At 61.2% G+C, this 18983-nt stretch carries 18 protein-coding genes and 1 tRNA gene; 7 read left to right on the top strand and 12 right to left on the bottom strand.

What is annotated here, in order from left to right; translation table 11 throughout:
* Positions 1–116: 116 nt before the first annotated feature.
* The 3 genes from Q1V60_RS23205 to Q1V60_RS23195 all read left to right on the top strand — a co-directional run bounded on the left by Q1V60_RS23205 (position 117) and on the right by Q1V60_RS23195 (position 2261).
* Positions 117–1088: a helix-turn-helix domain-containing protein gene (locus Q1V60_RS23205; protein WP_300635198.1), complete on the top strand. Its 972-nt coding sequence runs from the start codon at positions 117–119 to the stop codon at positions 1086–1088.
* A 344-nt stretch (positions 1089–1432) separates the two neighbouring features.
* Entirely contained in the window at positions 1433–1777 is a 345-nt protein-coding gene (locus tag Q1V60_RS23200) for a DUF6124 family protein (RefSeq protein WP_300635196.1), read from the top strand.
* Positions 1778–2090: 313 nt separating this feature from the next.
* Complete coding sequence (locus Q1V60_RS23195; RefSeq protein ID WP_300635195.1) at positions 2091–2261, top strand: DUF2986 domain-containing protein; 171 nt, start codon at positions 2091–2093, stop codon at positions 2259–2261.
* Here Q1V60_RS23195 and Q1V60_RS23190 read toward each other — a convergent pair.
* The 4 genes from Q1V60_RS23190 to Q1V60_RS23175 all read right to left on the bottom strand — a co-directional run bounded on the left by Q1V60_RS23190 (position 2233) and on the right by Q1V60_RS23175 (position 5890).
* On the bottom strand, positions 2233–3228 hold the full coding sequence (locus tag Q1V60_RS23190; protein WP_300635193.1) for a helix-turn-helix domain-containing protein: 996 nt from the start codon (positions 3226–3228) through the stop codon (positions 2233–2235). The two genes, Q1V60_RS23195 and Q1V60_RS23190, sit on opposite strands and share 29 nt — an antisense overlap.
* Before the next feature lie 4 nt (positions 3229–3232).
* A complete protein-coding gene (locus tag Q1V60_RS23185; protein ID WP_300635191.1) occupies positions 3233–3775 on the bottom strand; it encodes an isochorismatase family protein in 543 nt (180 codons plus the stop codon).
* Between the two features lie 132 nt (positions 3776–3907).
* On the bottom strand, positions 3908–5119 hold the full coding sequence (locus Q1V60_RS23180; RefSeq protein ID WP_300635189.1) for a YeeE/YedE family protein: 1212 nt from the start codon (positions 5117–5119) through the stop codon (positions 3908–3910).
* A 144-nt stretch (positions 5120–5263) separates the two neighbouring features.
* Positions 5264–5890: a TetR/AcrR family transcriptional regulator gene (locus Q1V60_RS23175; RefSeq protein ID WP_300635187.1), complete on the bottom strand. Its 627-nt coding sequence runs from the start codon at positions 5888–5890 to the stop codon at positions 5264–5266.
* Positions 5891–6025: 135 nt separating this feature from the next.
* Between Q1V60_RS23175 and Q1V60_RS23170 the strand changes: the two genes are divergently transcribed.
* Positions 6026–6466, top strand: a complete 441-nt coding sequence (locus tag Q1V60_RS23170) for a hotdog fold domain-containing protein (RefSeq protein ID WP_300635185.1) — start codon at positions 6026–6028, stop codon at positions 6464–6466.
* 1 nt (position 6467) lies between these two features.
* On the opposite strand, the gene Q1V60_RS23165 is transcribed toward Q1V60_RS23170, so the two are convergent.
* Positions 6468–7685, bottom strand: coding sequence for an MFS transporter (locus tag Q1V60_RS23165; protein WP_300635183.1), 1218 nt, complete (start codon positions 7683–7685; stop codon positions 6468–6470).
* 121 nt (positions 7686–7806) lie between these two features.
* Here Q1V60_RS23165 and Q1V60_RS23160 point away from each other — a divergent pair, with 121 nt between their 5' ends.
* Complete coding sequence (locus Q1V60_RS23160) at positions 7807–8448, top strand: TetR/AcrR family transcriptional regulator (protein ID WP_300635181.1); 642 nt, start codon at positions 7807–7809, stop codon at positions 8446–8448.
* 194 nt (positions 8449–8642) lie between these two features.
* Here the strand turns inward: Q1V60_RS23160 and Q1V60_RS23155 are convergent.
* Together Q1V60_RS23155 and Q1V60_RS23150 are read right to left on the bottom strand one after the other, a co-directional pair.
* Positions 8643–8718: transfer RNA gene (locus Q1V60_RS23155), tRNA-Asn, on the bottom strand.
* Between the two features lie 54 nt (positions 8719–8772).
* On the bottom strand, positions 8773–9675 hold the full coding sequence (locus tag Q1V60_RS23150) for a LysR family transcriptional regulator (protein WP_300635179.1): 903 nt from the start codon (positions 9673–9675) through the stop codon (positions 8773–8775).
* A 100-nt stretch (positions 9676–9775) separates the two neighbouring features.
* Between Q1V60_RS23150 and lldD the strand changes: the two genes are divergently transcribed.
* Positions 9776–10906 carry an FMN-dependent L-lactate dehydrogenase LldD gene (lldD, locus tag Q1V60_RS23145; RefSeq protein WP_300635177.1) on the top strand — a complete coding sequence of 377 codons (1131 nt, stop codon included), beginning with the start codon at positions 9776–9778 and terminating at the stop codon, positions 10904–10906.
* 302 nt (positions 10907–11208) lie between these two features.
* Entirely contained in the window at positions 11209–12135 is a 927-nt protein-coding gene (locus Q1V60_RS23140) for a GGDEF domain-containing protein (protein WP_300635175.1), read from the top strand.
* 21 nt (positions 12136–12156) lie between these two features.
* Here the strand turns inward: Q1V60_RS23140 and Q1V60_RS23135 are convergent, their stop codons facing one another.
* The 5 genes from Q1V60_RS23135 to Q1V60_RS23115 form a co-directional block, all read right to left on the bottom strand.
* Complete coding sequence (locus Q1V60_RS23135; protein ID WP_300635173.1) at positions 12157–12963, bottom strand: iron-containing redox enzyme family protein; 807 nt, start codon at positions 12961–12963, stop codon at positions 12157–12159.
* Positions 12964–13006: 43 nt separating this feature from the next.
* Positions 13007–15469, bottom strand: a complete 2463-nt coding sequence (locus Q1V60_RS23130) for an EAL domain-containing protein (RefSeq protein ID WP_300635171.1) — start codon at positions 15467–15469, stop codon at positions 13007–13009.
* A 71-nt stretch (positions 15470–15540) separates the two neighbouring features.
* On the bottom strand, positions 15541–17358 hold the full coding sequence (locus tag Q1V60_RS23125) for an ABC transporter ATP-binding protein (RefSeq protein ID WP_300635169.1): 1818 nt from the start codon (positions 17356–17358) through the stop codon (positions 15541–15543).
* The gene (locus tag Q1V60_RS23120) at positions 17351–17986 is read right to left on the bottom strand and encodes a DsbA family protein (protein ID WP_300635167.1); all 636 of its coding nucleotides are present in this window, start codon (positions 17984–17986) and stop codon (positions 17351–17353) included. Before Q1V60_RS23120 ends, Q1V60_RS23125 begins: the two co-directional genes overlap by 8 nt.
* A gap of 3 nt (positions 17987–17989) precedes the next feature.
* Positions 17990–18931, bottom strand: a complete 942-nt coding sequence (locus Q1V60_RS23115) for a rhodanese-related sulfurtransferase (RefSeq protein ID WP_300635165.1) — start codon at positions 18929–18931, stop codon at positions 17990–17992.
* Positions 18932–18983: the final 52 nt, after the last annotated feature.

Here is an 18983-nt window from a genome sequence, read left to right as displayed (position 1 = left end):
CTGTTGATGGATCGAGGCGTTCATTTTTGCCGAACGCGCTGAAGGCCAACAGTGGCCTGAATGACAGATAACGATATAATCAGGCCAAACACCCCAACACTCCCGAGATCGCCCCGATGCGTCCCATACACGTAGCCGTCCTTGCCTTCGACGGCGTCAGCCTGTTTCACCTGTCCGTGCCGGGAATGGTCCTGGGAACGGCCCAGTCCAGGCCCGACGAGCCTTGTTACCAGGTCAGTTACTGTGCAGAATCGCCCGGCATGGTCAGCAGTGACCAAGGCCTGGAACTGTCTGTGAACCTGGGCCTGGAACTGATGCACACGGCCGATGTGATCATCATCCCTGCCTGGGGCGATCAGTCGGTGACGGCATCCCCTAAGCTCATTGACGCGCTGCAACTGGCCGATGCACAGAGCAAGCTGATCGTGGGCTTGTGCCTGGGCGCATTCGTGCTGGGCGATGCGGGCCTGCTGGACAACAAAGAAGCCACCACCCACTGGGCCGCCCGCGACGAGTTTGCGCGACGCTTTCCCAATGCGCGGTTCAGGCCGGAGGTTCTTTATGTGGGTGACGGCAACATCATCACCTCCGCCGGTACCGTAGCGGCCATCGACTGTTGCCTGCACCTGGTACGCCAGCGACTCGGCGCCGATGTGGCGAACCGTACCGCGAAGATGCTGGTCACCCCGCCACACCGCCAGGGCGGCCAGGCGCAATACGTGGAGCACCCGGTGCCGCAATTATCCAGCGAGACGCACCTGTCGGAAGTGCTGGCGTGGGCGCGCACGCACTTGGCCGAGGACCTGTCGCTGGACGTGCTGGCGGACCGGGCAAAGATGAGCAGGCGCACATTCACTCGCCGGTTCAAGGAGGCCACCGGCACCACTGTGTCCAAATGGTTGAGCGCCGAACGCGTAGCCAGGGCGCAGGCGCTGCTGGAGACGACCGAGCTGCCGGTTGAATGCATCGCAGGGGAAGTGGGGTTTGGTACGGCATTGTCATTGAGACAGCACTTTGCCACGCAACTGGGCACATCGCCTTCGGAGTATCGGAAGATGTTTTGCCTGGAGTTGGGCGAGTCGAGGTAATGGCGGCGCCCGCATGTAGACATGTCCTACAGCAGGCTTCACCACCTTGCTCCATTGCCTACAGTTGCGTCAGAATCCGCCGGCTTGTGCGCTTGGATGGGCGTCTCTAAGGTGGCTCGGTCGCTGACACCTCAGTGATCGGGTTTAGTAGCCCGAGGTCAATTCCAGCTAGTGCATAAGCCTTACCCATCAGACGACTTGTCTGTGTTTGATGGTGGCTGTGCGCAGGGCGCTTTCGGGCGCGCCGGCTTTCTTGGAATTCCCCGGTCTACTAACCTGCGCACAGCTGCCACCCCTTTGTTTAGTAGCTGAGTGGTGGTAGCCCTAGTTAGGAAATTCCAAGTATGTTCAAAGTTACCCCCAACCCTCCAAACGATCCCGACCTGAAACTGAACCAAGCGGCGCATCGTGCGATTGATCGCTGCATCAACACTGACGTAGAAACTCCCGAGCCGCGCCCAGCACCCTTCACGACATTATTCAGCGTCGCTGACGATGCCAGCCGCGAAGCGCTGATCGCCAACAGCTATGAAACCTTTTCTTCCGTTACCGCGTTACTGCTTGACCTGTCTGATGAGCTGGCAGGAAAACAGCGGGATGTGGCCCTGGCGATTCACCAACTGAGCGAGATAGGGATGTTGCTGGTGGATAAACTGATGGAACGAGAGGGTGCGCTCACTGACAGCTGATTTTTCAATACCGGCTGGCCGCCGAGCCGTTGTGACGTGTCACGGCTCGGCTTTTTTTCGGACGTTCAGAGTCCCCGCTTACGCATATCAGCAACGTCCCGGTCCCGCCTGCCCTCTACCGGAATTGATCCGTGGCGAGGGAGCTTGCTCCCGCTGGGCGGCGTAGCAGCCCCGGAAACGGGAGCGCTGCGCACTCCAGCGCGAGCAAACTCCGTCGCCACAGGTGCAGTGCGCATCCTCGGCAGGCATACCTTTCAATCCAGGTTTTTTTTAGCTGGTATCATTCGCGCCTTTACCTGCCAGGCCAACACACATGAACCGCCAGAAAAAACTCAAGCAGCTCTTCAAGGCCAAGGCCAAAAAGGCCAGCGCCAAACTGGCGCCGAAAAGCAAAGATAAATACATCAGCAAGGCGGACCGTTCAAAGCTTTCGGCCGAAGCCGGCCAAGAACCGGTTACGTCACCCGAGACGCTTGCTGAATAAGGCGCATCGCTGAAGGCGTGCCCGCTTCATGTTTGCCCCAGATACGCCGCAGATGGCGCGCCGAACCAAAGCCTGCGCGCTCGGCGACGGTTTCGATATCCAGATCCGACTCAACCAGCAGCTCGCGGGCCACGGCCAGGCGCACACGGTGCAGGTAATCCAGCGGGCTGATGCCGACATGCTCGTGGAACAGGCGCGCCAGGTGGCGGCTGCCGGTGCAGGCCAGGTTCGCCATGCGGGCGACGGTCCAGGCTTCACACGGGGCGGCGGCAATGGCGTCCTGTACGCGATGGACGGCCGGGTGCAGGTGATTGCGTCCGGCGATCCACGGCGATAATTGCGGGTCGGTGCCGCCGCGGCGCAGGTACACCACCATATCCCGCGCGACGGCGCACGCCAGCCTTGGCCCGGCGCGCTCGGCAACCAGGTGCAGCATCATATCGATACCGGCGGTGATCCCGGCGCTGCAGCTGACCGGGCCATCGGTGACGTACAGGCGGTTTTCCAAAACCCGCGCCTTGGGCGCGAGGGCCTGGAGGGTGGCGCACAGCGCGTGGTGCGTGGTGCATTGGCGCCCGTCGAGCAGCCCGGCGCGAGCGGCGGTCAGCGCGCCGGCGCACACGCATATCAAACGCTCGGCAGAGGGTGCGAACACCGTTCGCAGCCACTGCACCAGGCTGTCGCTGGCGGTTTCGAAGGCTTGTTGGCCGGCTTTGCCTACCTTCATGCTGGAGCCCACCAACACCACCAGGGTGCCGGGCGCCAAGCTGGCCGGCAAGGGCGCCAGGCCTGTCAACGGCAAGCCGATTGAGGTGTGCAGGGATTGCACCGGGCTGACGTACTGCAGCTCGAAATCCACCGCCGCCGGGTCGTCCACCTGCGCAGCCAGGCGCAGCACTTCGGCGGGGCCGGCCAGGTCCAGCATCAGCACATTGGGCAACAGCACGAACAGCACCGGCACGCTCATTAAGTCACCCCGCCAATGCCTGGGCGACGGTGACGATGCGTGCAAACCGACCTTCCAGCACCAGCTCGGTACGCTCGCGAATCTCGGCCGGGGTGTACACCCGGCCGCTGCGTGCGTGGGTCATCGGGAAGGTCAGCGTGGCCGCGCTGACGAAGTCGACGTTAAACCCGCTGTCCGAGGCCTGCCGCGTGGTGGTTTCACAGCACTGTTCGGTACGAATGCCGCTGATGATCAACGTGGTGACGCCCATCTCCGTGAGGCGCGCGGCCAGCGGCGTACCGGCGAAGGCGCTGTGGTAGTGCTTATGGATGACCAATTGCGGGTCGATCGACAGCTCGCTCAATGCCTTGACGTTGCCCGATGCCATCGAAAAGTGCCCTTGGTCTTCCACATGAAAAACTTGCACCACCGGGATGCCTTGCTGAACACAGCCGTCGATGAGCGCCTGTTGGTTTTCAAGGTAATCCGGCAGGTCGTTTTCGGACCAGTAGGGTGCATGACGAAATGAATGCTGGGCGTCGATCACGATCAGGGCTTTGCGGCTCATGGTGGGTCCTTTTGGCTGTTCAGGGGGCTGATGCTGCGAGCCATGGTAAAGACCCACCCGGCTACGCAACAGGCCCAAGGCGGACCGGTTCAGGACGGATTCGGACATAGCCGGCCAATATGAACCGCTCGCTCAGCAACCACTCAAGGCGACCTGGGGCCGTTCGCCCGCGAAGAAAAACGGTCGCAGGCGCACGCCCACGCTATTGCCGATAAACGCCGCCACCAGCCACAGCCAACCGTGCAGGCTACCCGAGGCGATGCCGCTGAAGTAGGCGCCGATGTTGCAGCCATACGCCAGGCGCGAACCATAACCGAGCAACAGGCCACCGACGACCGCCGCGATCAACGAACGCGCCGGAATCTTCAAGCTCGGTGCGAAACGCCCGGCCAGGCCCGCAGCCAACAGCGCGCCAAGCACGATGCCGATGTCCATGACGCTGGTGATGTCTTCCCAAACCGGCGCGGCCAGAGCCTTGGCGTTGGCCGGCATCTGCCAGAACGCCCAACTGGCTACGTCTACACCCAACCCACTCGCCACCTTGGCGCCCCACAACGCGAACGCTGAAGTAATGCCCCATGGCCGCCCGGCCAGGGCCAGCGTGGCATAGTTGAGCAAGGCCAGGCCAATCGCTCCCCACACCAACGGCCAAGGCCCGCGCAGGAAGCGGCGCAGCCCTTGATGCTCGCTGGTTACGCCGGTTTCGAGTTGGCCATGGCGGCCCTTCTCCAGGCGCACGCTCACCAGCGCGATGGTCGCGAACACGGCCAGGCTCAGAAGCAACGCCGGCAGTACGCCGAAACTTTTGACGATGGACACCGGCGCGAACGACGGCAAGGCAAACCACCAGTCGACGTGATGCGTGGCGATCAACGAACCGCAGATAAAGAACAGCAGGGTCACCAGCATGCGCGCGTTGCCGCCGCCCACGGTAAACAGGGTGCCCGACGCGCAACCGCCGCCCAGCTGCATGCCGATGCCGAAGATAAACGCCCCGAATACCACCGAGACCCCGGCCGGCGCCACCAGCCCGACCACAGGCTGACCAAACAAGGAGCCCGCGCCCAGCGCCGGGAAGAACAGCACCACCGCCACCGCCAGCATCACCATCTGCGCGCGCAACCCGGCGCCGCGCCGATCATTGATAAACACGCGCCAGGCCGAGGTGAAGCCAAAGGCGGCGTGGTACAGCGTCAAGCCCAGCGCGGCGCCGACGATCAGCAACAAAACCTGGCGGGCACCCACCATGTTCTGCAGGAACAAGGCGCCTGCCACCAGGACGATAAAGGCCACCAAAGGCGCGACCGGCTTGCGCGCCGGCGTCAGGGAAAGAGAGGTGCTCATGGGGATCTCGGTTGGTTTGAAGAGGGGCAGTATAAACCTAGCGTGGTCTCTGGCAGGCGGTGGCATTGCTGGCCTGTTTAACGCCTGTGCCACCGCTTTAGCAGCCTCGCTGCAACTCGACCGCTCTCGCAGGAGTTTACCGGCCTATGACTGCGCGCCTGGGCTGATCGAATGCCACGCGGCCTCAGCCAGCAGTTCACGATAGTCCCAGGGGCTCTTCTTGACCTTCGCCGACAACCAGGCGCGCGAGTAGCTTTGCGCCGCGCCGATGATCAACGAGGGGATCAGTTCGGCGGGCAGATGGCTGAACTGTTCCTTGCGCCCTGCCCCGCTCATCCAGTCCTTCAACCGTTGATTGCGTTGTTTGTTGCGTGAAACCAACTCGTCCTTGAACGGGCCGTTAGACACTGCAAAGTGGCTTTGAAACATAAAACGCGCCCAGTCCGGCTGCTCAGTCACCCACTCGACATAACTGAACACCAGCCCGGCCACGCCCGCCTGGGCGGTATCGGCCGTTTGCAGATAGCGGTCGCGCAGGCTGGCCTGGTCCTCGAGCGCGGCGAAGAAAAGCGCCGCGACCAAACCTTCTTTATTGCCGAAGTGGTGGTAAATGGCACCCACGCTGGTCTCGCAGCGGGCGCGGATGGTTTCGATATTCGTCGCTTCAATACCTGCCTCGTTAAAGCACGCCAGCGCCTCGCGCAGGATGGTGCGCTTGAGGTCGCTGCGCCTGCCGGGGAAGGTGCGCTCGATAAGGTCGATGGAATGCATGCACAGGGACGCCAAATGAAAAGAGTCTATAGGTTCTGCGGGCGGCAGTGAAAGCGTGGCTTGACATGCATCAAAATAACGGAATATTGTTCCGTTACAGAATATTATTCTGTAACCCACTAACGAGGATATCCAATGAGCCAAGCACTCAGCATGTTCAACAGCGTAGGCCCTGCCGCGTTCAGCAACCTGGCCTGCCAAATGGCACCGTACTTCAGCACGATCACGCCCGAGATCGCTGAGTTGCGCCCCAACCACGCGGTGGTCAACGTGCCGTTTCGCAAGGAAATCACCAACCATCTGGCGTCGGTGCACGCGATTGCCCTGTGCAACGCCGCCGAGCTGGCCGGCGGAATGATGACCGATGCGTCCATTCCCCCTGGCGCACGCTGGATACCCAAAGGCATGACCGTGGAATACCTGGCCAAGGCGAAAACCAGCATCCGCGCGGTCGCCGATGGCAGTGCCATCGACTGGCAAACGGCCGGGGACAAGCGTGTGCCGGTGGAGGTTTTTGATGAGGGCGGCGTCAAAGTGTTCACGGCCCACATCACCATGAATGTGAAGCTGGCTTAACTCAGTGCCCCACCGCCGCAGGCCCATCGGCAGACCGCCGTCCCGGTTTGAAGCCATGGGCATGCGCCGACCAGGCGATCACCAGCGCCACGCCCGCCAACAACAGCATTACCCACGCAAACGAGGCCACACCCCAACGGTCAAGCAGCACGCCCCCCACCACTCCGCTGCCGGCAATCGCGCTGTTCCACGCCACGACATTCAGCGACAGCGCGACATCCGCACCATCACCCGCGGCATCGGCCAGGGCGGTTTGCAGTAAGGTGGCGGCGCCGCCGAAACTCAAACCCCAGACCGCTACGCCGAGGTAGATCACCTGCGGCTGGTTGCCTAGAAAGCCGAATACCGCACTTATCGCCGCAAAGGTCGCCAGGCTCACCAATACCGTCTTGCGCAACATTGGCTCGACCAACCTGGCGGTCAACCAGATGCCCGCCAACGCGGCAACGCCGAACACCAACAGCACCAGGTCCACCCGCTGCGCCAGCCCGGCCGGTGCCAGGAAGGGGGCGATGTAGGTATACAAAATGTTATGGGCAAGCATCCAACTGATCACCACGGCCAACACCGGCCGTACTCCGGGGGTGATCAACACCTTGCCGAGGGAGAGACGCTGGTGCGCGGGCTGCGGCGGGTAATCCGGGACTTTCACCAGTACCCACACGATCAATCCCAACGTCAGCGCCGACATCAGGCCAAACGTCGTCCGCCAGCCCAGGCACCCACCGAGCCAGGTACCCAGCGGCACCCCCAAGGACAGCGCAATCGGCGTACCCACCATCGCCAATGCCAGCGCTTTACCCTGTTGCCCGGGCGCGACCATGCGCCGCGCATAACCGGCCAGCAGGCTCCAGGCCAACCCTGCCGCCACGCCGGCAAAAAAGCGCGCCATCAGCGTGACACCATACTGGGACGACAGCGCAGTAATCGAATTGAACAGGAGGAAACCGACAATGGTGAGCAACAGCACTTTGCGTCGACGCCAGCCACGGGTGGCGATAGTCATGGGTATCACCGCCAGCATCGAGCCCAGCGCATAGGCGGTGACCATTTGCCCGGCCATGGACGGTGAGATCGCCAGGCCCTCGCTGATTAACGGCAACAGGCCCGCGGGCAGCGTTTCAGTGACGATGCAGATGAAGCCGGTCATGGCCAGGGCGAGCAAGGCACCGATGGGCAGACGCTCGGATGGCGCCGATAAACTGGGTGAGGGGGTCATGGGGAAACTCCGCAGGCTGACTTAAATACTGATCGATACAAATGTTGCAGGCGGGCGCAGGCCGTTGTCAACGACTTATGTATCGACTAGTATTTATGTAGCTATCCAGAGGACTCTCGCTATGGCACAAATGGGCCGCCCCCGTACCTTCGACCGGGAACAGGCCGTGGAACAGGCCATGCACCTGTTCTGGCAACACGGTTACGACGCCACGTCGCTCGCCCAGCTCAAGGCCGGCCTGGGTGGCGGCATCTCCGCGCCGAGTTTTTATGCAGCATTCGGTTCCAAAGAGGCGCTGTTCGATGAGTGCGTGCAACGTTATCTGGCGACCTACGCCCAAGTCACCGCATGCCTTTGGGACGAAGCCCTGCCACCGCGCCAAGCCATCGAGACCGCACTGCGCCAGTCGGCGCGCATGCAGTGTGACAACGGCCACCCCAAGGGCTGCATGGTGACACTCGGTGTGATGAGCGCGCCGAGCTCCGAGAACGCCCGCGTGGCGGATGCGCTGACCCAGTCACGGGCACGCACGCGGGCGGGGATCGTGGCGTGTGTTGAACGCGCAATCAATGACGGATACCTGCCGGACACCCTTCATGCAGCGGCGATGGCGACGGTGTTCGACAGTTTCCTGCAAGGTGTATCGATACAGGCGCGGGACAACGTCCCCCATGCCGTTATCGATGCGGCCATCAGCCAGCTCATGCTGACTTGGGATATCGCCGCCGCAACTGCCCCGCCCCATCGCAACGCTGCTTCATAGGGAAGTGGATATTTTGGTTATGGGGAACGCATCATGTTCCGGGAGTTCTCGAAGAGGCAATCGTCGAGACTGGTGGCAAGTGAGGCCGTATGACGCTGCACAGGATCAAACTGATGATCATCGCTGTGATCGTCGACGGCCAAGTCAAATTCCACGCAAAAAAAAGCCTGCATTTCTGCAGGCTTTTCTCTATCTGGCTCCACGACCTGGACTCGAACCAGGGACCCAATGATTAACAGTCATTTGCTCTACCAACTGAGCTATCGCGGAATGCGCCGTATGTTACTGATTAAAAAGAAGAAGTCAAGCCTCCTCTGACCTTCTTCACGACTGACCGGGATGACCGGTCGAAACCGCCTGCTCCCTGGCCAGTTCCAGCCACGCACGCGCTGCCGGGGGCAGGTGGGCGCTGGCCCGCCAGGCCAGGGCGATGTGCCAGTCGGTGTGGGGTTCGTTCAAGGGGATCAACGCGATGCCGGCGTGTTGGTGCTTGTGCGCCAGCATCCGCGGCAGAAAGGCGACGCCCAGGCCGGCAGCGACCAGATCGACGATGAAGTCGATCTGCCCGCTACGTGCGGTCACCTTTGGCACAACGCCCTTGCGTTCGCAGGCGGCGAGGATTTTCGCGTTGAGGGCGAAGCCGGCTTCGAACAGGATGAATGGTGAGTCCGCCAGGTCGGTGAAGTCGATGCGTTTGCGGCGTGCCAAGGGGTGGCTGATTGGCAATACGGCGATCAGCGGTTCGTTGCGCACCGGCTGGTAGTCGAAACCTTCATCCACCGGCAGCAGCAGGGCCGCCAGGTCGACCTCCCCCGCTTCCAGGCATTCGCGCAGTTTTTTGCTGCCGTATTCGGTGAGTTCGATGTCGATGTCGGGGTAGCGCGTGCGGTAGGTGGCGAACATTGCCGCAAACAATACGCCGCAACCCACCGGCGGCAGGCCGATGCGCAGAACGCCGCGCTTGAAGCCGCGCAGGTCGTTGATCTCCACCATCAGGTCGTGGTGTTCGGCAAGCAGCACCAGGGCGCGGCGGTAGGCAATTTCGCCGGCCGCGGTGAGTTCGTTCTTGTGACCGAGCCGATTTAGCAGCGGTGTGCCCAACTCTTCCTCGAGGGTCTTGACCGCCTTGCTGACCGTGGACTGGGTCAGGGACACCACCTCGGCCGCCTGGGAAAAACCTCCCTGGCGCACCACTTCGACAAAAGCCCGCAGTGTTCGCAGGTTCATCAGTATTCCTTTTGCGACTGGATAGCAGCGATAAAAGTTGTTTTTATCATGCCAGAACTTTGCTTATGGTGTAGCACTTTGCCGAGTGGAGCCCATCTTCATGATTATTTCGTCCGCATCCGATTACCGCGCCGCCGCCAAGCGCAGGTTGCCGCGCTTTTTATTCGACTATATCGATGGCGGCGCGTACGCCGAACACACGCTGCGCGCCAACAGTTCGGACCTGGCCGAGATCAGCTTGCGCCAGCGCGTCTTGCGCAATGTCGATAGCCTGAGTTTGAAGACCACGCTGTTCGGCCAGGAACAGGCCATGCCGATTATCCTCAGCCCGGTCGGCTTGACCGGCATGTATGCGCGGCGCGGTGAAGTGCAAGCGGCCAAGGCGGCGGCGAACAAAGGCGTGCCTTTCTGCCTGTCCACGGTGTCGGTGTGCCCGATTGAGGAAGTCGCATCGCAAAGCCCGCAGGCGATCTGGTTCCAGTTGTATGTGCTCAAAGATCGCGGCTTTATGCGCAATGCCCTGGAGCGGGCGCAGGCAGCGGGCGTTACCACACTGGTGTTCACCGTGGACATGCCGACCCCAGGGGCGCGTTACCGTGATGCGCATTCGGGCATGTCCGGGCCGTATGCGGCGCAACGGCGGATGCTGCAAGCCATGACCAAGCCACAATGGGCGTTCGACGTGGGTTTGATGGGCCGCCCCCACGACCTCGGCAATATTTCCAGGTACCTGGGCAAACCCACGCATCTGGAAGACTACATTGGCTGGCTGGCCAATAACTTCGACCCGTCGATCAGTTGGAAAGACCTGGAGTGGATTCGCGACTTCTGGAAGGGCCCGATGATCATCAAAGGCATTCTGGACCCCCAGGATGCCAAGGATGCGGTAAGTTTCGGCGCCGACGGTATCGTAGTCTCCAACCATGGCGGTCGCCAGCTCGATGGCGTGCTGTCTACCGCCAAAGCCCTGCCGCCGATTGCCGAGGCTGTCGGCGATGACCTCACCGTGCTGGTGGATTCCGGCATTCGTTCCGGGCTCGATGTGGTACGCATGCTCGCGCTCGGCGCCAAGGCCTGCCTGTTGGGGCGCTCCACTGTGTATGCGCTGGCCGCAGACGGCCAGCATGGCGTGGAAAACCTGCTGGAAATTTTCGCCAAGGAAATGCGCGTGGCGATGACGCTGACAGGCGTCACCTCTATCGCGCAGATCGACCGCTCCACGCTGGTGTAATCCTCACTCAGCCCTTAGCCAGGAAAATGACGCGGCTGGTCGTCCTCTGCTTTTCAAAAAAAGGCAGTCAATTGATTTATATAGCTATTTAAAAAATCAAACGATTTGGCACGAATCTGGCTCTAATCCCACTCAAACAGGTGAGCGATGGGACAAGATGTGTGGCGGTGCCTCGGGCTTATACCAGGCACAAAGCGGTTTAAGCTGTTTCCAAGTTTTACGGAACTGAAACAGTAAGACGCTTGGCACGTGCCACTCTCATCCGCCTGTAAGACAGTCAAGAGCTTAGAGGCCGCCCACGCATGAAAACGCCCACCCAGACCAATGCAATTGACTTTGACAGTGCCAAATTGCAACGCCTGGGATTTGGTCAGCCATCCCTTCGTCCACATCGCCCCGCCACCCTCGGTGAGCTTCGCCAGCAACTGAGCCAGCAATTGCAAACCAGCCTGGAACCGGAACGCATCCTCGGCTTGTTCTTCCGTGAGGTGCAACGCCTGGTGCCACTGGATGCCCTGCAATACCGCTACGAAATCAGCGACCTGCGCCTGGAGTTCGGCCATCGCGGCCATCATTCGGTGAGCTACACCTTGAGCCATGAGGGCGAGCACTTGGGCGAGCTGGTATTCCGTCGCAACCAACGCTTCACGGAAGAGGAGCTGGGCCAGCTCGAATCCTTGCTCGCAACGTTGCTCTACCCAATGCGCAACGCCCTGCTCTACCGCGCCGCCACCCGCAGTGCCCTGCGCGATCCGTTGACCGAAACCGGCAATCGCATCGCCATGGACCAGACCCTGCAACGGGAAATTGACATGGCGCGGCGGCACATGCACCCGCTGTCGCTGTTGATGCTGGACATCGATCACTTCAAGAAGGTCAATGACACCCATGGCCACACCGCTGGCGACAGCGTATTGCGTGCCGTGGCTGCGCAGATCAAAGGCCAGTTGCGCAACGTGGACATGGTGTTTCGGTTCGGCGGGGAAGAGTTTCTGATCCTGCTCTCCAACACCGGTCGCGATGCGGCGCGAATGGTCGGCGAGCGCCTGCGCCAGGCGGCACAAGCTCATGATTATTGGGTGGAGGGTACGCGGGTCGAGTTGACGGTAAGCCTGGGCTGCTCGACGTTACTGGCGGCAGAGTCGGCTGAAAGCCTGCTGCGCCGGGCCGACAATGCCTTGTACGTGGCCAAGCGCGCAGGCCGTAATCGCTTGGCAATGGCGGGGTGAACCCCCGCCATTGCCTGTGCGTCACGCCTCGCTGGCAACGCGAGCCTGGCGCTCGCGAACGAGTGCGGGGGCCTTGTCTTTCTCTTGCTCCAGGCGCATGCAGCTTTCCAGGAACAGATACATATAGTCGTAGCTCTTGCAGACCGCCTGGCGCAACTCCACCTGCAGGGCCTTGCTTGGGTGGTTGCCGGCCAATGTGCAAATGATTTCCAGGGCCTCCCAAGGGTGCGCGTCATCATACTGGGCGTGCATCTTCAGCCACTTCATCGCGCGCTTGCGCTCTTCCTCGGGGAAGGCGGCGGCATACACGCCGGTGGAACAGACCACGGCGGACCACTCCCCCGTCGCGCCCTCGATGGCGTAGTTGGTGGCGGCAATCGCAACGATCAACGAATCAGCCGAGCTGGTGTGCCAGCACCAATGACTCAATGCGTGCAACTCCGGTGGCACTTCCTGTGCCTGCAGTTCTTCAAGGCTGACCCCGTGGGCACGCGCCCAGTGCACCCAATAATCGGCGTGGTTCAATTCAACGCGAATATTGCGCATCAGCCAGCGTCGCGCCATGTCCTCCCCGGGATGACGGGCAAACTTGGTCTTGGTGAGGTTCTGTGCCATGTACAAGGCAAACTGCTCCACCACGGGCCAGCCACCGATCAGGTAGTGGCGCATGGTCTTGGCGCTGAGCGTGTTATCACGCATGCGTTGGTACAGTTCGTGTTCGACAACCCGACGCTTGCTCTCGCTACAGTCCTGGATCAATTGCTGGGCCCAGGCTGGGTAACTGGAGGCTTCCATAAGCGGGCCGGTTCTGTTGAATGTGTCGATCACTGTAAGGCTCCTTTTTAAGTGTGATGTACAGACCAGCAAAGTTTCAGCGGAATGTGCCGGGCGCCTTGAATAACAGGGGCTGCGGCCGCACAGGTCTGCACTGCAGACTATCAAAGGTAAACAACTGCGGACGTTCAATCAGATAGCCTTGAGCGTAGTCCACACCTATCTCAAGTAACGCCTGTTCGATCTGCGACGTTTCAACAAACTCGGCAATTGTGCGCTTACCCATGACATGGCCGATGTGGTTGATCACTTCGACCATGGCGCGGTTAATCGGGTCGTCCAGCATATCCTTTACGAAACTTCCATCGATCTTCAAGAAGTCTACAGGTAAATGTTTGAGATAAGCGAACGAGGACATTCCGGCACAAAAGTCATCCAGGGAAAAATGGCAACCTAAGGCTTTGAGTTCATTAATAAAACGAATCGCGCTGCCTAAATTGGCGATCGCGCTGGTTTCAGTTATTTCAAAACAAATCATTTCCGGCGGAATGCTGTAAGTGTCGAATTTCTCACGTAAAAACCCGAGAAAATCGTCATCGCCAATGGTTATTCCTGACAGATTAATCGCACACATGGCCATGGGCCGGCCCGGACGCTCATACATGCAACGCGCGATGATCTTGAATACGTTCTCCACCACCCAGCGGTCCAGGGAAGTCATCAAGCCGTAACGCTCGGCCGCCGGAATAAAACTGTCGGGCAATATGATTCGACCCGCCTCGTCGTGCAGGCGCAGGAGAATTTCGACGTGCCCATTGCCCGCTTCGGTATGCCCCAGGGGCGAAATTTCCTGGGAGTACAGGCAAAACCGATTCTCTTCCAGCGCCATGTGCAGGCGCTGCACCCAGGCCATCTCGCCAAAGCGCAGGGACAACTCCGAGTCATCGGCGTGATACACCTGCACCCGATTGCGCCCTTTTTCCTTGGCCATGTAGCACGCCATGTCGGCGGCGCGCAGCGACGTTTCCAGGGTGGTGGGCGCGTGCGAGATATTCACCAGGCCGATGCTGACGGTGGTCATGAACGGTCGGCCCTTCCACACAAAATGCAGGCTCTGCACGGTGTGGCGCAGGCTCTCGGCGATCTTCTCGGCCACCGGCGCCGGGCAGTTCTCCAGCAGGATGCCGAACTCATCGCCGCCCAGCCGCGCCAGGGTATCGCCTTCACGCAGGTCCGATTGCAGCAGCGCGCAAATGTGTCGCAGCAACTCGTCGCCCGCGGCGTGGCCGCAGGTGTCGTTGACCAGCTTGAACTGGTCCAGGTCGAGGAACATCAAGGCATGGCGGCCGTTTTGCTGGCGGGCCACCTGCTGCAGCACCTGCTCCAGGCGGTATTCGAATTCACGCCGGTTGGCCAGGCCGGTCAAGGCGTCGTGGGTCGCCTGCCAGGAAAGGTTGGCGATGTACTGGCGCTCCTGGGTCATGTCATGCAGCACCAGCACCGCACCAGTGACCTTGCCGGCGTTGCGAATCGGCGCGCCAACCAGGGTCACGGAGACGGTGCTGCCGTCCAGGCGCTGGATCAACTTGGAATGTCCGCTGCCACCACTCAGCTCGCCCTTGATGATGTGCTCGATCAGGGTGAAGCCGTCCGGTTCAGCGTTTTCATCCAGCAACTTGAACAACGCCGCCAGCGGCAGGCCCTGGGCCTGGGCCGACTTCCAGTGGGTCAGCGCTTCGGCGGCGGGGTTCATATAGGCAATCGCACCGTCCACGTCGGTGGTGATCACGCCGTCGCCAATCGATTCGAGGGTGATCTGCGCCCGCTCCTTCTCTGCCTGCAGGGCATCGGCAAACGCATGGCGCTGGGCCAGTAACTTGTGCGTGCGCAACAGCGCCAGGACGATCAGGCCCAGGGCCGTGGCCAGGTTGGTGATCAACAACAGGCGCAGGATCATCCGTGACCCTTCACCCAACGCATCACTGAACGCCTTGGCCGCCGGCGTCACGCCTTCGTTGATGGCCGTGATGCGCGCCTTCCACAGGCGCACATCGTCAGCATTGACCCGGTCAGCGGCAATCGCGCCGTGCATTTCCCGGGCAAGGTCGTCCAGTTGCAGCAAGTAGCCGTCGCCCACCGTCCACAGTTCGATGGCTTTTTCCAGGTAGCTGAAGTGGCGAAAGTTGAGGTACAGCCAGATCAGGCTGGAGACGTCGTCCGGGTGGTTGCCGCCCTTGATGATGCCCTGGCGTGCGGCGGCGATATCCGGGGTGGGCCGGTCCAGCGCGATGCGCAGTTCATGCCCGCCTTGCGGCACCGCAATGGCCTGCTGATATTTGAGGTAGGTCGCCGCTTCGCGGTTATCGGCGTAGAGGGTCAGGTAGTAGATGGCATCCTTCTGGCCCTTGGACCAGAGGCTTTCGCCAGCCACATAGCCACGCACCGCCGAGAGCACGTAGAGACTGACGCAGCCTAACAATGCCTGGAACAGCACAACGGCAATAAAGGGCCAGACAATGCCCAGCAGGCGTGGCGTTCCGAGAGTCCGCTTTTGCTTCATGAAGTCCCTTGCACATGCACAGCTCAATACGCACGCGAAAATCCGCTCCCGATCGCACAGCCTAAGCTAAATCACCGCACTTGTTGCAAGTGTCCATACAATTTGGCGTACAGGCCGCCGTCGGCAATCAACTGCTGATGGTCGCCATCCTCGGCAATACGCCCGCCATCGAATACCAACACCCGATCAGCCTGTTTCACCGCTGAAAGCCGGTGGGCGATGATCAGTGTAGTACGCCCGCTGAGAAACCGCGCCAGCGCCTGATGCAGATTGTATTCGGTGGCCGCGTCCAGCGCCGAGGTGGCTTCATCCAGAATCACCACCTTGGGCTCGGCCAATACCATGCGCGCGATGGCCAGGCGTTGCCGTTGGCCACCGGAAAAGCGCACACCGGAACGGCCCACTACGCTGTCCAGGCCCAACGGCAGTGCCTTGACGGTAGCCTCCAACTGGGCGATTTCCAGTGCCTGCCAGCACGCCTGATCCGTCCGCTCGCGACCCATCGTCAGGTTGGCGCGCACGGTATCGTTGAACAGCGCCGGGTGTTGCAGCACCACCGCGACGTTTTCACGAATGGTTGCCAGGCCGATTTCCTGCTGGGTCGCGCCGCCAAAACGAATGCTGCCGGCCTGGGGTGTGTAGAGGCCCAGCAACAGTTGCACCAGGGTACTTTTCCCGCCGCCGCTGGCGCCCACAATCGCCACCTTTTCGCCCGGTGCGATGGCCAGGTTCAATTGGTCGAGCACCAGGTCCTCGCCGTAGCCGAAGTCCAGGCCGCGCACTTCGATGCCGACGGTTGCACGCCCGGTGAAGGGGTCGGCGCCTCCGGCATATTGCGGCTCGTCGGCGCGGGCCAGCAGCTCGTTGATGCGCGTCAACGCGCCGCCTGCCGCGTAGTAGGCGTATTGCAGGTTCAGCAATTGCTCCACCGGGCCGATCATGAACCACAGGTAGCTGAACACCGCCAGCATCTGGCCGATGGACAGGTCGGAAAACAGCACGGTGAGCATCGCCGCTGCGCGGAAAATGTCGATGCCGAACTGGAACAGCAAGCCACTGGCTCGGCTGGAAGCGTCGGTTTTCCATTGCGAGTGAATGGCGTAGTCCCGCACTTCCTGGGCGCGCTGGCCCAGGCGCCCGAGGAAAAAGCCCTGACGGTTGCCGGCGCGCACTTCCTGGATGGCATCCAGGGTTTCGGTCAGCGCCTGGGTGAACCGCGAGGTGCTGTCGTTTTCCAGTTTCTTCAGGTGCTTGACGCGCTTGCCCAACTGCACCGTGGCGTAGATCACCAACGGGTTGAACAGCAGGATCAGCAATGCCAGTTGCCAATGCATCCACATCAGGATGGCCGAGGTGCCGACCAGGGTCAGCATCGCCACCAGAAAGCGGCTGAGGGTTTCGCCGACGAATTTGTCCAGGGTGTCCAGGTCGGTGACCAGATGGGTCGTCACCGTGCCGCTGCCCAGGCTTTCGTACTCGCCCAGGGAGATGCGCTTGAGCCGTTCGATCAGGCGCACGCGGATGCGGTACACGATGTCCTTGGCCAATCGCGCAAACAGCCGCGCCTGCACCACGTTGAATACCAGCGCGCCGCAGCGCAGGGTCAGGGTTACCAGCAGCATCAGGCCGATATAGCCGGCGGCCTTCTGCCAGCCCAGCGGCAAGGCGTGGTTCATCACCTTGAGCGCGGCATCGCCATGGCCCAGCAGCACTTCATCGACCAGCAGCGGTAACAGCAACGGGATGGGGACACTGCACAGGGTCGCGAGCACGGCGACGCTGTTGGCGACCCACAGGGATTTCTTGTGACGCAAGGCCAGGCGGCGAATTTCCGCCCAGGTCAGGCGGTCGGTGCGCGTTGATTCAGGCGTGTCGGGTTGATCATGCACAGGGGGTTCGCTCCAGCCATCGCCCCAGCAAAGGCGACAACTCGGACAGCGGCTGATAACCATTGGTCAGCAAGGCCAACTGACCATTGCGCTCGGCCAGCAAGGTCGGAAAACCTGCAATGCCCAGGTCCTGTACCCACGTGAAATCGGCGGCCGTGGCCGCGTGCTGCTCGGCGCGGTCGAACTCGCCGGCAAACTCGATACGCGGAATGCCGGCCTGCTCGGCCAGTTCCACCAGCACATGGGCGTTGGTGACGTCGCGGCCCTCTACATAGAACGCATGCTGGATCAGCCCCAACAGCTTCCAGGCGCAATCGGGCGCCAGGCTGCGCGCCGTGACAATGGCACGGCACGCAGGCTCGGTGTCATAGACAAACCCATCGGGCAATGCGCCTTCGCGCTTGAACGTCTGGCCGGTGGCGTCAGTCACCGCCTGCCAGTGTTCGAGGATATAGCGCCGGGTGGTCGGCTCCAGCGCCGCGCCGCTGCCGGTGCGCAAGCCGCCCACCACCAGGTGCAATTCCACCCCGGCCGCCCGGGCCTGCTCAACCAGCGCCTGCGCCACCGGGGCGAAGCCCCAGCACCAGGAACACATCGGGTCCATTACATAGAGCAGGCGCGCGGACATGGTTCAAGCCTCGGAAGAAGTTTGCTTGTAGTTGAAGCCAATCGGGTGCGGCATATTGCGGGCCTTGGCCAGCTCGATCTGCTTTTGCCGGTCGATGGCGCTGCGACGGGTTTTCTCCGGCAGCTTATCCCAGCAATGCGGACAACTGATGCCGGCCACGTAGTGCTCGGACGCGCGGTCTTCTACGCTGATCGGTGTGCGGCAGGCATGACATTGATCGTAGTCGCCTTCGCTCAAGTCATGGCGTACGGTTACGCGATTGTCGAAAACAAAGCAGTCGCCCTGCCACTTGGTTTCTTCCTGCGGCACCTCTTCGAGGTATTTGAGGATGCCGCCCTTGAGGTGATAGACCTCGTCGAAGCCTTCGTTGAGCATGTAGCTCGACGCTTTCTCGCAACGAATGCCGCCGGTGCAGAACATGGCGACTTTCTTGTGCCTGGCGGGGTCGAAATTGGCTTTGATGTAGTCGGGAAACTCACGAAAACTGGTGGTTTTCGGATCGATGGCGCCTTCGAAGGTGCCGATCGACACTTCGTAGTCGTTGCGCGTGTCGATCAACAGCACTTCGGGGTCACTGATCAGCGCGTTCCAGTCCTTGGGCTCGACGTAGGTGCCGACCTTTTTGTTCGGGTCGACGCCCTCGACGCCCAGGGTCACGATCTCTTTCTTGAGTTTGACCTTGGTGCGATAGAACGGCTGGTCGTCGCAGTACGATTCTTTGTGGTCGATGTCAACCATGCGAGGGTCTTTCTTGAGCCAGGCCATCAGGCCATCGATGCCTTCACGGCTGCCGGAAACAGTGCCGTTGATGCCTTCTTCGGCGATCAGCAGCGTGCCTTTGATGCCGTTGTCGACCATCGCCTGCAGCAGTGGCTCGCGCAGGGCGACGTAATCTTCGAGGGTGACGAACTTATACAGTGCCGCCACGACGATCGGTTGAGTCATGGGTGTTCTCTCCAGGTGGCTACCCTCGTAAAGGGTGAACCGGATGCAATAG

It is taken from the genome of Pseudomonas sp. (genome assembly GCF_030147005.1).
Classification (GTDB): Bacteria; Pseudomonadota; Gammaproteobacteria; order Pseudomonadales; family Pseudomonadaceae; genus Aquipseudomonas.
This window is presented reverse-complemented; position numbering and strand designations above follow the sequence as displayed.